Source organism: Brevundimonas sp. 357 (assembly GCF_003938605.1).
In the GTDB taxonomy this organism is placed as follows: domain Bacteria; phylum Pseudomonadota; class Alphaproteobacteria; order Caulobacterales; family Caulobacteraceae; genus Brevundimonas.
This window is the reverse complement of the sequence record NZ_RHWX01000022.1, coordinates 1-14874: the sequence shown is the minus strand read 5'-3', so window position 1 is coordinate 14874 and position 14874 is coordinate 1. Positions and strand designations below refer to the sequence as shown.

At 64.8% G+C, this 14874-nt stretch carries 8 protein-coding genes; 6 read left to right on the top strand and 2 right to left on the bottom strand.

Annotated elements, in window-relative coordinates:
* Nucleotides 1–279: 279 nt before the first annotated feature.
* On the bottom strand, nucleotides 280–795 hold the full coding sequence (locus EGK63_RS15480; RefSeq protein WP_125902217.1) for an FKBP-type peptidyl-prolyl cis-trans isomerase: 516 nt from the start codon (nucleotides 793–795) through the stop codon (nucleotides 280–282).
* 321 nt (nucleotides 796–1116) lie between these two features.
* On the opposite strand from EGK63_RS15480, the gene rpoB reads away from it, so the two are divergent.
* A complete protein-coding gene (rpoB, locus tag EGK63_RS15475; RefSeq protein WP_125902216.1) occupies nucleotides 1117–5232 on the top strand; it encodes a DNA-directed RNA polymerase subunit beta in 4116 nt (1371 codons plus the stop codon).
* Between the two features lie 99 nt (nucleotides 5233–5331).
* Complete coding sequence (gene rpoC / locus EGK63_RS15470; protein WP_125902215.1) at nucleotides 5332–9525, top strand: DNA-directed RNA polymerase subunit beta'; 4194 nt, start codon at nucleotides 5332–5334, stop codon at nucleotides 9523–9525.
* Nucleotides 9526–9678: 153 nt separating this feature from the next.
* On the opposite strand, the gene EGK63_RS15465 is transcribed toward rpoC, so the two are convergent.
* Nucleotides 9679–10530 (bottom strand): hypothetical protein, encoded by an 852-nt coding sequence (locus tag EGK63_RS15465; protein ID WP_125902214.1) that lies wholly within the window; start codon nucleotides 10528–10530, stop codon nucleotides 9679–9681.
* A gap of 371 nt (nucleotides 10531–10901) precedes the next feature.
* Between EGK63_RS15465 and rpsL the strand changes: the two genes are divergently transcribed.
* The 4 genes from rpsL to EGK63_RS15445 all read left to right on the top strand — a co-directional run.
* Entirely contained in the window at nucleotides 10902–11276 is a 375-nt protein-coding gene (gene rpsL / locus EGK63_RS15460) for a 30S ribosomal protein S12 (RefSeq protein ID WP_003165508.1), read from the top strand.
* Between the two features lie 63 nt (nucleotides 11277–11339).
* Entirely contained in the window at nucleotides 11340–11813 is a 474-nt protein-coding gene (rpsG, locus tag EGK63_RS15455) for a 30S ribosomal protein S7 (protein WP_087140773.1), read from the top strand.
* Nucleotides 11814–11948: 135 nt separating this feature from the next.
* Nucleotides 11949–14027, top strand: coding sequence for an elongation factor G (gene fusA / locus EGK63_RS15450; protein WP_125902213.1), 2079 nt, complete (start codon nucleotides 11949–11951; stop codon nucleotides 14025–14027).
* A gap of 110 nt (nucleotides 14028–14137) precedes the next feature.
* The coding region (locus EGK63_RS15445) for an elongation factor Tu (protein ID WP_125902212.1) at nucleotides 14138–14874 on the top strand (737 nt) is incomplete at its 3' end.

Sequence of the window (14874 nt, the reverse complement as noted above, 5' to 3'; positions counted from 1 at the left end):
CGGCCGCCCCCTCGCGGCCTCGACAAGGAGGCGCAGACGACAGCGTGTCGCAGGCGCCGTCAAGCCGGATGACGTTTCCGTGTCGGGGGGGGGGGGGGGCTGTCGTGACGCCGTGTCTCCATCCCGCTCATCCCGGCGGATGCCGGGATCCAGTACTTTGGCTTTAGGCGCTCTGCTCAGCGGATAAAACTCAGCGTGAGGCTCTCACTGGATCCCGGCATCCGCCGGGATGAGCGGGGATTAAGGTTCGTCTCCCACAAATCTATGCAAAGCGACCCGTCAGCCTTCCGGGTTCACCTCAAGCAACTCGACCGTGAAGCGCAGGGTCGAGTTGGCGGGGATTTCCGTGCCCATCCAGCGGGGGCCGTAGGCCAGATCGGCGGGGATGACGAACTGATAGGTTTCGCCCTCGCGCATCAGGGCGACGCCCTCGGTCCAGCCCTTGATGACGCGGTTCAGCGGGAAGCTGGTCGGCTCGTTGCGCGAATAGGAGCTGTCGAACTCGCGCCCGTCGATGAAGGTGCCGCGATAGTGGACCTTGACCGTGTCGGTCGCCGTCGGCTGCTCGCCCTCGGGGTTGGCCTTGCCGATCAGGCGGTATTGCAGGCCGGATTCCGTCGAGGTCCAGCCGCGACGCTGCCCGTTCCACATCAGATAGGCGGCCTGACCGACCTCCCAGTTTTCCTGGGTAGCCGGGCCGACCGGCTCACGCAGACCAGGGTAGTCGACATCGGGCGTCGAGGCGCAGGCGGCAAGCGACAGGGCGGCGAGAGCGGGCAGGACGATGTGCTTCATAAGGCTAGGCTTATCACGCTGATCGAAACTGTCGACTGCTCGCGTGAGGGGTCTTTATTTCGTCGAAGAAGGGCGTATATATGCGCGCTCCGCAGATTCCATGAATCCCGCGCGAAAGCGCCGAGGCCCGGTTTGTCGCCCTCCGACCGGTGCGAAGGCGTCGCCCCTCCCCAAGGGGGCGGATACATCCAGGCGTCCTGATCCGCATGCGGGTCGAGGGTGGACGCCGAGAGACATTTACGGTCACGGATCGCCGGTCGGCGCGCCGTGGCTGCTGCATTGAGAGCGGGCCTCGCAAGGGGCCGCGATTGGGAAAACAGAATGGCCAAGTCCACCGACGGTCTCGCCTTGGGTAAGATCGCTGCCGCCACGTCGTTTACCGGCAAGAAGCGCATTCGCTACAGCTTCGGGCGTATCCCTGAAGCCGTGCAGATGCCGAACCTGATCGAGGTTCAGCGCGCTTCCTATGAGCAGTTCCTGCAGCGCGAGTCGCGCCCGGGCCTGCGTAACGACGAGGGCATCGAAGCGGTCTTCAAGTCGGTCTTCCCGATCAAGGACTTCAACGAACGCGCCGTCCTGGAATACGTCTCCTACGAGTTCGAAGACCCGAAGTACGACGTCGAGGAATGCATCCAGCGCGACATGACCTATGCCGCGCCGCTGAAGGTCAAGCTGCGTTTGATCGTCTTTGAGACCGAGGAAGAAACGGGCGCCCGTTCGGTCAAGGACATCAAGGAGCAGGACGTCTACATGGGCGACATCCCGCTCATGACGGATAAGGGCACCTTCATCGTCAACGGCACCGAGCGCGTGATCGTCTCGCAGATGCACCGTTCGCCGGGCGTCTTCTTCGACCACGACAAGGGCAAGACTCACTCGTCGGGCAAGCTGCTGTTCGCCGCCCGCGTCATTCCTTATCGCGGTTCGTGGCTGGACTTCGAGTTCGACGCCAAGGACATCGTCTACGTTCGTATCGACCGTCGTCGTAAGCTGCCCGCCACCACCTTCCTGCTGGCCCTCGGCATGGACGGCGAGGAAATCCTCAAGACCTTCTACGAAACGGTTCCGTACGAGAAGCGCGGCGAAGGCTGGGTCACGCCCTACAAGCCGGAGCGCTGGCGCGGCGTGAAGCCGGAGTTCGACCTGGTCGACGCCGACACCGGCGAAGTGGTCGCGCCTGCCGGTCAGAAGATCAGCGCCCGCGCCGCCAAGAAGCTGGCCGACGGCGGTCTGAAGTCGCTGTCGCTGGCGGCTGACGCCCTGCTGACCAAGTACCTGGCTGCTGACGCCGTCAACTACCAGACCGGCGAAATCTACGCCGAGGCGGGCGACGAGCTGGACGCCGCCGCTATCGAACTGCTGGAAGCCAACGGCTTCACCACCATCGACGTGCTGGACATCGACCACGTCACGGTCGGCGCCTACATGCGCAACACCCTGCGCGTGGACAAGAACACGGGCCGCGAGGACGCGCTGTTCGACGTCTATCGCGTCATGCGCCCGGGCGAGCCGCCGACGCCGGAAGCGGCCGAGGCCATGTTCAACTCCCTGTTCTTCGACGCCGAGCGTTACGACCTGTCGGCCGTCGGTCGCGTGAAGATGAACATGCGTCTGGAAACCCCCGAGGTTTCAGACGAAATCCGCGTCCTGCAAAAGGACGACGTGCTGAAGGTGCTGCAGATCCTGGTCGGCCTGAAGGACGGCCGCGGCGAGATCGACGACATCGACAACCTGGGCAACCGTCGCGTGCGTTCGGTCGGCGAGCTGCTGGAAAACCAGTACCGCGTCGGTCTGCTGCGCATGGAGCGCGCCATCAAGGAGCGCATGAGCTCGGTCGATATCGACACGGTCATGCCGCACGACCTGATCAACGCCAAGCCGGCCGCTGCGGCGGTTCGTGAATTCTTCGGCTCGTCGCAGCTGTCGCAGTTCATGGACCAGACGAACCCGCTGTCGGAAATCACCCACAAGCGTCGCCTTTCGGCGCTTGGCCCGGGCGGTCTGACGCGCGAGCGTGCGGGCTTTGAAGTCCGCGACGTTCACCCGACGCACTATGGCCGCATCTGCCCGATTGAAACGCCGGAAGGCCCGAACATCGGTCTGATCAACTCGCTGGCCACCCACGCCCGCGTGAACAAGTACGGCTTCATCGAAAGCCCGTACCGTCGCGTGGTCGAAGGCAAGGCGACGGAAGAGGTGGTCTACATCTCGGCCATGGAAGAGGCGAAGCACGTCATCGCCCAGGCCAACATCGACCTGAAGGACGGCGAGATCGTCGAGGAGCTGGTGCCGGGCCGTATCAACGGCGACTCCCAGCTGCTGACCAAGGAAACGGTCGACATGATGGACGTGTCGCCGAAACAGGTCGTTTCGGTCGCCGCCGCCCTGATCCCCTTCCTGGAAAACGACGACGCCAACCGCGCACTGATGGGCGCCAACATGCAACGTCAGGCCGTGCCGCTGGTGCAGTCGGACGCGCCGCTGGTCGGCACCGGCATGGAAGCGGTCGTGGCCGTGGACTCGGGCGCCGTGGTGATCGCGCGTCGTGACGGCGTGGTCGAGCAGATCGACGGCACCCGCATCGTGGTTCGCGCCACGGGCGACGTGGACGCCGGCCGTTCGGGCGTCGACATCTATCGCCTGTCGAAGTTCCAGCGTTCCAACCAGTCGACCTGCATCAACCAGCGCCCGATCGTGCGCGTGGGCGATGAAGTGAAGGCCGGCGACGTGATCGCCGACGGCCCGTCGACGGACCTGGGCGAACTGGCTCTGGGCCGCAACGTCCTGGTCGCCTACATGCCCTGGAACGGCTACAACTTCGAAGACTCCATCCTGATCTCCGAGCGCATCGTGCGCGACGACATCTTCACCTCCATCCACCTCGAAGAGTTCGAAGTGATGGCGCGTGATACGAAGCTCGGGCCGGAAGAAATCACCCGCGACATCCCCAACGTCGGCGAGGAGGCCCTGCGCAACCTCGACGAAGCGGGCATCGTGGCCATCGGCGCCGAGGTCCAGCCGGGCGACATTCTGGTCGGCAAGGTGACGCCGAAGGGCGAAAGCCCGATGACCCCGGAAGAGAAGCTGCTGCGCGCCATCTTCGGCGAGAAGGCTTCGGACGTGCGCGACACCTCGCTGCGTCTGCCGCCGGGCGTCGCCGGCACCATCGTCGACGTGCGCGTGTTCAACCGCCACGGCATCGACAAGGACGAGCGCGCCATGGCCATCGAGCGCGCCGAGATCGAGCGTCTGGGCAAGGACCGCGACGACGAGCTCAAGATCCTTGAGCGCAACGTCTACGGCCGCGTGAAGCCGCTGCTGCTCGGCAAGACCGCCGTGTCCGGCCCGAAGGGCATGGGCCGCGGCGAGGTCACCGAAGAGAAGCTGGCCGAAGTGTCCAAGGGCCTGTGGTGGCAGGTCGCCCTCGACGACGAGAAGGCGATGGGCGAGCTGGAGGCCATGAAGAAGCAGTTCGAGGACGCCCGTAAGGCCCTCGACCGTCGCTTCGAAGACAAGGTCGAGAAGTTGCAGCGCGGCGACGAGATGCCGCCTGGCGTCATGAAGATGGTCAAGGTCTTCGTGGCCGTGAAGCGCAAGCTTCAGCCGGGCGACAAGATGGCCGGCCGTCACGGCAACAAGGGCGTCATCTCCAAGATCCTGCCGATCGAGGACATGCCGCACCTGGACGACGGCACCCACGTCGACATCGTTCTGAACCCGCTGGGCGTGCCGTCGCGCATGAACATCGGCCAGATCTTCGAGACCCACCTGGGTTGGGCCGCCGCCGGCCTGGGCAAGCAGATCAAGGGCTTGCTCGAGCAGTGGATGGACGGCGGCATGCGCGACGCCCTGGTGTCGCGTCTGACCCAGATCTACGGCGCCGACACTCCGCTGCCGCAGAGCGACGAAGAACTGATCGAACTGGCCCAGAACCTGTCCAAGGGCGTTCCGTTCGCGACTCCGGTCTTCGACGGCGCGCGCATCTCGGACATCGAGGATCTGCTGGAATCGGCGGATCTGGATCGTTCGGGTCAGTCGATCCTGTTCGACGGCCAGACGGGCGAGCAGTTCAAGCGTCCGGTCACGGTCGGCTATGTGTACATGCTGAAGCTGCACCACCTGGTCGACGACAAGATCCACGCCCGCTCGATCGGCCCGTACTCGCTCGTCACCCAGCAGCCGCTGGGCGGTAAGGCGCAGTTCGGCGGTCAGCGCTTCGGGGAAATGGAGGTCTGGGCTCTGGAAGCTTACGGCGCCGCCTACACCCTGCAGGAAATGCTGACGGTGAAGTCGGACGACGTGGCCGGCCGGACCAAGGTCTACGAGGCCATCGTCCGCGGCGACGACAGCTTCGAGGCCGGCATCCCCGAGTCCTTCAACGTGCTGGTGAAGGAAATGCGCTCGCTGGGTCTGAACGTGGAGCTGGAAAACAGCTGACCGGATCAAGCGCCCTTCCCCGCCTCGGCGGGGGAGGGCGGTCCGCCTGTTCTCCTCTCTGAATGATTTTCGCGGGGCATTCCCGCAGAAGGAATAAAGATGAACCAGGAAGTCCTGAACATCTTCAACCCGGTCACGGTCACCCCGACCTTCGACCAGATCAAGATCGCCCTGGCCTCGCCGGAGAAGATCCGTTCGTGGTCGTTCGGCGAGATCAAGAAGCCGGAAACCATCAACTACCGCACGTTCAAGCCCGAGCGTGACGGCCTGTTCTGCGCCCGTATCTTTGGCCCGACCAAGGACTACGAGTGCCTGTGCGGCAAGTACAAGCGCATGAAGTACAAGGGCATCATCTGCGAGAAGTGCGGCGTTGAGGTCACCCTGGCTCGCGTCCGCCGCGAGCGCATGGGTCACATCGACCTGGCCGCTCCGGTCGCCCACATTTGGTTCCTGAAGTCGCTGCCGTCGCGCATTTCGCTGATGCTGGACATGGCGCTGAAGGACGTCGAGCGCGTCCTGTACTTCGAGAACTACATCGTCACCGAGCCGGGCCTGACCCCGCTGAAGCAGAACCAGCTGCTGACGGAAGACGAATTCTATCACTATCAGGAAGAGTTCGGCGACGACGGCTTCACTGCCGAGATCGGCGCCGAGGCGGTCCGCAACCTGCTGATGGCGATCGACCTGAACGCCGAGGCCGAGAAGCACCGCGCCGAACTGGCCGACAACCCGTCGGAGCTGAAGGCCAAGAAGGCGTCCAAGCGCCTGAAGCTGCTGGAAGCCTTCATCGAGTCGGGCAACAAGCCCGAGTGGATGATCCTGACCATCGTCCCGGTCATCCCGCCGGAACTGCGTCCGCTGGTGCCGCTGGACGGCGGCCGCTTCGCGACGTCGGACCTGAACGACCTGTATCGCCGGGTCATCAACCGGAACAACCGCCTGAAGCGCCTGATCGAGCTGCGCGCGCCGGACATCATCATCCGCAACGAAAAGCGGATGCTGCAGGAATCCGTCGACGCCCTGTTCGACAACGGCCGTCGCGGCCGCGTCATCACCGGCGCGAACAAGCGTCCGCTGAAGTCGCTGGCCGACATGCTGAAGGGCAAGCAGGGCCGCTTCCGTCAGAACCTGCTGGGCAAGCGCGTCGACTACTCGGGCCGTTCGGTCATCACCGTGGGCCCCGAGCTGAAGCTGCACGAGTGCGGCCTGCCCAAGAAGATGGCGCTGGAGCTGTTCAAGCCGTTCATCTACGCGCGTCTGGACGCCAAGGGCCTGTCGGGCACCGTCAAGCAGTCCAAGCGCATGGTCGAGCGCGAGCAGCCCGCCGTCTGGGACATCCTGGACGAGGTCATCCGCGAGCACCCGGTTCTGCTGAACCGCGCGCCGACGCTTCACCGTCTGGGCATCCAGGCGTTCGAGCCCAAGCTGATCGAGGGCAAGGCCATCCGCCTGCACCCGCTGGTCTGTACGGCGTTCAACGCTGACTTCGACGGCGACCAGATGGCCGTGCACGTCCCGCTGAGCCTCGAGGCCCAGCTGGAAGCGCGCGTGCTGATGATGTCGACGAACAACATCCTGTCGCCCGCCAACGGCAAGCCGATCATCGTGCCGTCGCAGGACATCGTCCTGGGCCTGTACTACCTGTCGCTGGTCAAGGAGAACCAGCCGGGCGAGGGCAAGCTGTTCGCCAACATGGGCGAGATCGACGCGGCCCTGGACGCCCAGGTCGTCAAGCTGCACACCAAGATCAAGGCGCGCTGGACCGAGATGAACTCGGACGGTGAAGTCGTGACCAAGGTGATCGACACCACGCCGGGCCGGATGAAGCTGGGCGCTCTGCTGCCGCTGAACCCGAACATCGGCTACCGTCTGCTCGAGAAGAACCTGACCAAAAAGGAAATCGGCAACCTGATCGATCAGGTCTACCGTCACTGCGGTCAGAAGGCGACGGTCATCTTCGCCGACCAGATGATGCAGATGGGCTTCCGCGAAGCGGCCAAGGCCGGCATCTCGGTGGGCAAGGACGACATCGTCATCCCGGCCAAGAAGGAACAGCTGGTCAACGAAACCCGCACCCAGGTCGAAGAGTACGAGCAGCAATATGCTGACGGCCTCATCACCAAGGGCGAGAAGTATAACAAGGTCGTCGACGCCTGGGCCAAGGCCACGGACAAGATCGCCGACGAGATGATGGGCGAAATCGCCCAGCCCCGCGTCCTCATCAAGGGCCAGGAGCCCGACATCAACTCGGTCTTCATGATGGCCAACTCGGGCGCTCGTGGCTCGCAGGCTCAGATGAAGCAGCTGGGCGGCATGCGCGGCCTGATGGCCAAGCCCTCGGGCGAGATCATCGAGACGCCGATCATCTCGAACTTCAAGGAAGGCCTGACCGTCCTTGAATACTTCAACTCCACCCACGGCGCCCGTAAGGGTCTGGCCGACACCGCGCTGAAGACCGCCAACTCGGGCTACCTGACCCGTCGTCTGGTGGACGTGGCGCAGGACTCCATCGTCACCGAGGAAGACTGCGGCTCGACGCGCGGCATCACCCTGCGCGCCGTGGTCGAAGGCGGCGACGTGCTGGTCTCGCTGGGCCAACGCGTCCTGGGTCGCTATGCGGCCGAAGACATCAAGGAGCCGGGCGGCGAAGTCCTGTTCCCTGCGGACACCTATCTGCAGGAAGAGGAAGTCGAGCTGATCGACAAGGTCGGCGTCCAGTCCATCAAGGTCCGTTCGGCCCTGACGTGTGAAGCCGACGCCGGCATCTGCGGCATGTGCTACGGCCGTGACCTGGCGCGCGGCACCAACGTCAACATCGGCGAAGCGGTCGGCGTCATCGCCGCCCAGTCGATCGGCGAGCCGGGCACCCAGCTGACGATGCGTACCTTCCACATCGGCGGTACGGCCCAGGTGGCGGAAACCTCGTTCTTCGAGGCGACCAACGCCGGCGTCATCAAGGTGGTCGGCCCGACCGTTATCGCCGCCCACGGCGATCCGGTGTCCATGAGCCGCAACGTCGTGGTCACTGTGACCGTCGACGGCAAGGACCGCGAATCCTACAAGGTGCCTTACGGCGCGCGCCTGCGCGTCAAGGACGGCGGCGAGGTGGTCAAGAACCAGCGCCTGGCCGAGTGGGATCCCTACACCACCCCGATCCTGACGGAAGTCGGCGGCGTGGTGCGCTTCGAAGACCTGGTCGACGGTCTGTCGGTCAAGGAAGAGACCGACGAGGCCACCGGCATCGCCCAGCGCGTCGTGTCGGACTGGCGCGCCAGCCCGCGCGGTTCGGACCTGCGTCCGGCCGTCGGCGTGACCCAGGGCGACAGCTACGCCAAGCTGTCGAGCGGTTCTGACGCGCGTTACCTGCTGCCCGTGGGCGCCATCCTGTCGGTGGCGAACGGCGACGAGGTCAAGCCGGGCGACATCGTCGCTCGTATCCCGACCGAAGGCGCCAAGACCCGCGACATCACCGGCGGTCTGCCGCGCGTGGCCGAACTGTTCGAAGCCCGTCGTCCGAAGGACTGCGCGGTCATCGCTGAGATGGACGGCCGCGTCGAATTCGGTCGCGACTACAAGAACAAGCGCCGCATCAAGATCACCCCGGAAGTCGATGCAGACGGCAACCAGGGCGAAGCGGTCGAGTTCCTGATCCCGAAGGGCAAGCACATCTCCGTCCACGACGGCGATCTGATCCAGAAGGGCGACTACATCATCGACGGCAACCCGGATCCGCACGACCTGCTGCGCATCCAGGGCGTCGAGGCGCTGGCCGAGTATCTGGTGAACGAAGTGCAGGAGGTCTACCGACTGCAGGGCGTGCCGATCAACGACAAGCACATCGAAGTCATCGTCCGTCAGATGCTGCAGAAGGTCGAGGTCATCGACTCCGGCGAAACCACCCTGATCCGTGGCGACACGGTCGAAGTGGCTGAAGCGGCTCTGGAAAACGCCAAGGTTGAGAAGCGCGGCGGCCGTCTGGCTGTCACGCAGCCGGTCCTGCTGGGCATCACCAAGGCGTCGCTGCAGACCCGCAGCTTCATCTCGGCGGCGTCCTTCCAGGAAACCACGCGCGTCCTCACCGAGGCTTCGGTCCACGGCAAGAAGGACATGCTGGAAGGCCTGAAGGAGAACGTGATCGTGGGTCGTCTGATCCCTGCCGGTACGGGCTCTTACCTGCGCAGCCTGCAGAAGATCGCCAACGAGCGTGATGCTGAGCTGACCCAGGCCCGCGAAGATGCGGTTGAGCCGCTTCCCGCGGATCTGGCCCTGGAGCTGGAGCAGTCGGCCGACTGATCCGGGTCTCGGACCTGCGAAGACTGAAGAGGGCGGCGTCGAAAGGCGCCGCCCTTTTCTGTGGCCTATCGCGCTTCGCGCTACTTGAGGCCGGTTATGCGCCTCTACTGAGCTTTCGCTTCCCTCTCCCTTTGTGGAAAGAAGGAGCCGCGTCTACTGCGGCCGCATCGGCTCTCGGGGTCCGGCGGCGCCGGGCGTCATCGGGCGGCCCGAGGCCGGGGCGCCGTCGCGGTGGGTTTGGACGTTGCGGTTGGAGTCCATCTGCATCGAGGAATCCAGGTGGGCGCCCGCGCAGCCCGTGCCGAAGTTGGAGCCGGGACAGTCCTGAGGCGCCAGCACGCCGACGCCCCCGCTGAGCGGACGACGTTTGGCTTCATAGCGGCGCAGGGCGGCTGCGCCTTCTCGGGCGAACCGCGTGTCTCGATCAGGATCGCCCGTGCCGGTGATGGGGCGCCGTGCTGCAGCCTCCGCCGCCCGTTCATTGAAACGCTCGTCGCAGATTACGCGCTCGGCGCGGGTCAGCATTTCGGGGGAGCGGCAGCCGACAGGCGACGTGCGCAGAGCGCGCGCCGTGGCGGCCGCCTGAGTTTCCGTCGTCACGCGCCAGGGATCGGCGATCGGGTCGGCTGAAGCGGAGGAGGCGGCGTCGGGCGTAGTCCTTGCGATGCGTGGCGCAGGCGGCGTCGGACGATCCGGCGTGGAAGGCGCAGGGGCCTGGGCCTGGCTTGTGCTGTTAGCGCCCCGCGCCCGCGCCTGAGGCGAGGGCTGGGTTACGACGACGGTCTGCCGAGGCCGTTCGTCCGGCAGGAGGGGGCGAGGTTCGATGTCCAGATAGACGACGGGCGGCGTATCCGACCCCAGACGGGGCGGCGGCTTGACGGCGTAAAAGGCGAGAGGAGCCAGCAGCAGGCCGTGGATCAGCAGCGAAGCTCCGGCCGTCGCCGCGCGTCGATGGCGTGCCCCCTTGCCGCGCCCGCCCAATTTGTCCAGCACCACGACGGTCATGCGACGTCCCCATCCCTGGAGCAGAACATGGCTTTGCAAGCGTGGCGATATGTGGGCGAGGGATCAAGAAGGCGAACAACGTGCGGCGAAGCGCGCCGTGCGCGAATCCCTTGACCTGTTAACGGATCGAGCGTAGAAGCCGCGCACTTTCGAGACGTGGGCGGCTCGCCGCTCGCTGAGATCGTGACAATTGAACGGACGGGCTGTGTCCCGCCGGAACGCCCGAAGCGCGCGTTCCGGTTTTTCTGTTTGGGCGTCGTGACCTCGGCTCGATAACACCCGGGCGGGGCTTCGGTCTCGTTCAAAAGAAGGCTCATGAGGCGCTCCGGTCGAAAGACACACGCCTCCACATCGAAAAGAGACGAATTCGAATGCCCACGATCAACCAGCTGATCCGCAAGCCCCGCAAGCCGAAGCCGGTCCGCAACAAGGTTCCGGCCCTGGAGGGTTCGCCCCAGCGCCGCGGCGTCTGCACCCGCGTGTACACCACGACCCCGAAGAAGCCGAACTCGGCTCTGCGTAAGGTCGCCAAGGTCCGCCTGGCCAAGAACGGCGTCGAAGCCGTTTGCTACATCCCCGGCGAAGGTCACAACCTGCAGGAGCACTCGGTCGTGCTGATCCGCGGCGGCCGCGTGAAGGACTTGCCCGGCGTGCGTTACCACATCCTGCGCGGCGTGCTCGATACGCAAGGCGTCAAGGACCGCAAGCAGCGTCGTTCGCACTACGGCGCCAAGCGTCCGAAGTAATCGGCCCCGGCCTACGTTTCAGAGATTTCCCCGACGTCAGTCGGGCCCGAGAAGGAATAACCCATGTCGCGTCGTCACCGCGCCCAGAAGCGTGAAGTTCTGCCGGATCCCAAGTTCGGCGATCTGATCGTCACCAAGTTCATGAACTACGTCATGTACGAAGGTAAGAAGGCCGTCGCCGAAAACATCGTTTACGGCGCCTTCGACATCCTGGCGGACAAGAAGAAGGAGCAGACTGCGGTCGAGACCTTCCACGCCGCCCTGGAAAACGTCGCCCCGTCGGTCGAAGTCCGCTCGCGCCGCGTCGGCGGCGCCACCTACCAGGTGCCGGTCGAAGTCCGTCCGGACCGTCGTCGCGCCCTGGCCATCCGCTGGCTGGTCAACGCCGCGCGCAACCGCGGCGAAAACACCATGACGGAAAAGCTGGCCGCCGAGCTGCTGGACGCCTCGAACAACCGCGGCACCGCGGTCAAGAAGCGCGAAGACACCCACAAGATGGCCGAAGCCAACCGCGCCTTCAGCCACTACCGCTGGTAAGCGTCTTAAAACCGCCAATGGCGGCGGCTATTTAAGACGATCTGGCGCGGGCGTTTTTTCGGAATCGCCCGCGCCGTCATATCCGACACCCCAGGGCGCTCGCCGCGTCCGCGAAGCTCCCGGAAGGCAACTTCAATGCCCCGCACACATAAAATCGAAGACTACCGCAACTTCGGCATCATGGCCCACATCGACGCGGGCAAGACGACGACGACCGAGCGGATCCTGTTCTACACCGGCAAGAACCACAAAATGGGCGAGACGCACGACGGCGCGTCCACCATGGACTGGATGGACCAGGAGCAGGAACGCGGCATCACGATTACGTCGGCCGCGACGACCGCTTTCTGGCGCGAAAAGCGCCTGAACATCATCGACACCCCCGGCCACGTGGACTTCACCATTGAAGTCGAGCGTTCGCTGCGCGTGCTCGACGGCGCCGTGACGGTGCTGGACGGCAACGCCGGCGTCGAGCCGCAGACGGAAACCGTCTGGCGCCAGGCCGACAAGTACCGCGTGCCGCGCATCGTCTTCGTCAACAAGATGGACAAGATCGGCGCCGACTTCGAGAAGTCGGTCGAGTCGATCCGCGACCGCCTGGGCGCCAAGGCTGTGCCGATCCAACTGCCGATCGGTTCGGAATCGAACCTGAAGGGCGTGGTCGATCTGGTCGAGATGAAGGCCCTGGTTTGGGAAACCGACCAAGTCGGCGCCTCGGCCGACGTGCGCGACATCCCGGCTGACATGGCCGACGCCGCGGCCGCCGCTCGCCAGTACCTGGTCGACAACGCCGTCGAGATCGACGACGAGGCCATGGAAGCCTACCTGGAAGGCAACGAGCCCTCGGTTGAAGTGCTGAAGCGCTGCATCCGTAAGGCCGTGATCACCGGCGCCTTCTACCCGATCCTCGCCGGCTCGGCCTTCAAGAACAAGGGCGTGCAGCCCCTGCTCGACGCCGTCGTCGACTATCTGCCGTCGCCGGTGGACATCCCGCCGACGCCGGGCATCGACTTCAAGACCGAAGAGCCGGTCGTCCGCAAGGCTTCGGACGAAGAGCCCCTGTCGGTTCTGGCGTTCAAGATTATGGACGACCCCTTCGTCGGCTCGATCACCTTCTGCCGCCTGTACTCGGGCAAGATGGAGACCGGTCAGTCGCTGCTGAACTCGTCGCGCGACAAGCGTGAGCGCGTCGGCCGCATGCTGCAGATGCACTCGAACAACCGCGAGGACATCAAGGAAGCCTACGCCGGCGACATCGTCGCCTTGGCCGGCCTGAAGGAAACCCGCACGGGCGACACCCTGTGCGACCCGCTGAAGTCGCCGGTCATCCTCGAGAAGATGGAATTCCCGGCGCCGGTCATCGAGATCGCCGTCGAGCCCAAGACCAAGGCCGACCAGGAGAAGCTGGGCGTCGCCCTGGCCAAGCTGGCTTCGGAAGATCCGTCCTTCACCGTCTCGACCGACCACGAGTCGGGCCAGACGATCCTGAAGGGCATGGGCGAGCTGCACCTGGACATCAAGATCGACATCCTGAAGCGCACCTACAAGGTCGAAGCGACCATCGGCGCGCCGCAGGTGGCCTATCGTGAATCGATCAGCCGCAAGGTCGAGATCGACTACACCCACAAGAAGCAGACCGGCGGCACGGGTCAGTTCGCCCGCGTGAAGCTGGTGTTCGAGCCGGGCGAGCCGGGTTCGGACTTCGTCTTCGAGTCGGCCATCGTCGGCGGCGCAGTGCCCAAGGAATACATCCCGGGCGTCGAAAAGGGCCTGAAGTCGGCCAAGGACAACGGCCTGCTGGCCGGCTTCCCGGTGATCGACGTCAAGGCGACGCTGATCGACGGAGCCTTCCACGACGTCGACTCCTCGGTCCTGGCCTTCGAAATCGCGTCGCGCGCCGCGTTCCGCGAACTGAAGGAAAAGGGCGGACCGAAGCTGCTCGAGCCGATCATGGCCGTCGAGGTCGTGACCCCGGAAGAGTACCTGGGTTCGATCATCGGCGACCTGAACGGCCGTCGCGGCATGATCCAGGGGCAGGACATGCGGGGCAACGCCGTCGTCGTGAACGCCTTCGTGCCGCTGGCCAACATGTTCGGCTACGTGAACACGCTGCGCGGCATGTCGCAGGGCCGCGCCCAGTTCACCATGCAGTACGACCATTATGAATCGGTGCCGCAACACGTCGCCGACGAAGTGATCAAGAAGTACGCCTAAGTCCGTCTTTCTGACGGACCCACTTGAAAACGGGGCGGTTTGACCACAAATCGCCCCACCTATCCCCAAACCCATTTGGACCCCAGTTTGGGGACACCAGGAGCTAGAGAATGGCCAAGGAAAAGTTCGAACGCACGAAGCCGCACGTGAACATCGGCACGATCGGTCACGTTGACCACGGCAAGACGACGCTGACGGCGGCGATCTCGATGACGCTGGCGAAGGCCGGCGGCGGCAAGGCGATGAACTACGCCGACATCGACAACGCGCCGGAAGAAAAAGCGCGCGGCATCACGATCAACACGTCGCACGTCGAGTATGAGACGGCCAACCGTCACTACGCGCACGTGGACTGCCCGGGCCACGCCGACTACGTGAAGAACATGATCACGGGCGCGGCTCAGATGGACGGCGCGATCCTGGTTTGCTCGGCCGCTGACGGCCCGATGCCGCAGACCCGCGAGCACATCCTGCTGTCGCGTCAGGTCGGCGTTCCGGCGCTGGTGGTGTTCCTGAACAAGGTCGACATGGTCGACGACGAGGAGCTGCTGGAGCTGGTCGAGATGGAAGTGCGCGAGCTGCTGAGCTCGTACCAGTTCCCGGGCGACGACATCCCGGTGGTGAAGGGTTCGGCCCTGGCCGCCGTCGAAGGCCGCGATCCGAAGATCGGCGAAGAAGCCGTTCTGGCGCTGATGCAGGCCGTTGACGACTACATCCCGCAGCCGGAGCGTCCGATCGACCTGCCGTTCCTGATGCCGGTGGAAGACGTGTTCTCGATCTCGGGCCGCGGCACCGTGGTGACCGGTCGCGTCGAGCGCGGCATCGTCAAGGTCGGTGAAGAAGTCGA

Coding starts and splice junctions, on each gene's coding strand:
- EGK63_RS15480 (WP_125902217.1), bottom strand. CDS start 795: ATGAAGCACATCGTCCTGCCCGCTCTCGCCGCCCTGTCGCTTGCCGCC.
- rpoB (WP_125902216.1), top strand. CDS start 1,117: ATGGCCAAGTCCACCGACGGTCTCGCCTTGGGTAAGATCGCTGCCGCC.
- rpoC (WP_125902215.1), top strand. CDS start 5,332: ATGAACCAGGAAGTCCTGAACATCTTCAACCCGGTCACGGTCACCCCG.
- EGK63_RS15465 (WP_125902214.1), bottom strand. CDS start 10,530: ATGACCGTCGTGGTGCTGGACAAATTGGGCGGGCGCGGCAAGGGGGCA.
- rpsL (WP_003165508.1), top strand. CDS start 10,902: ATGCCCACGATCAACCAGCTGATCCGCAAGCCCCGCAAGCCGAAGCCG.
- rpsG (WP_087140773.1), top strand. CDS start 11,340: ATGTCGCGTCGTCACCGCGCCCAGAAGCGTGAAGTTCTGCCGGATCCC.
- fusA (WP_125902213.1), top strand. CDS start 11,949: ATGCCCCGCACACATAAAATCGAAGACTACCGCAACTTCGGCATCATG.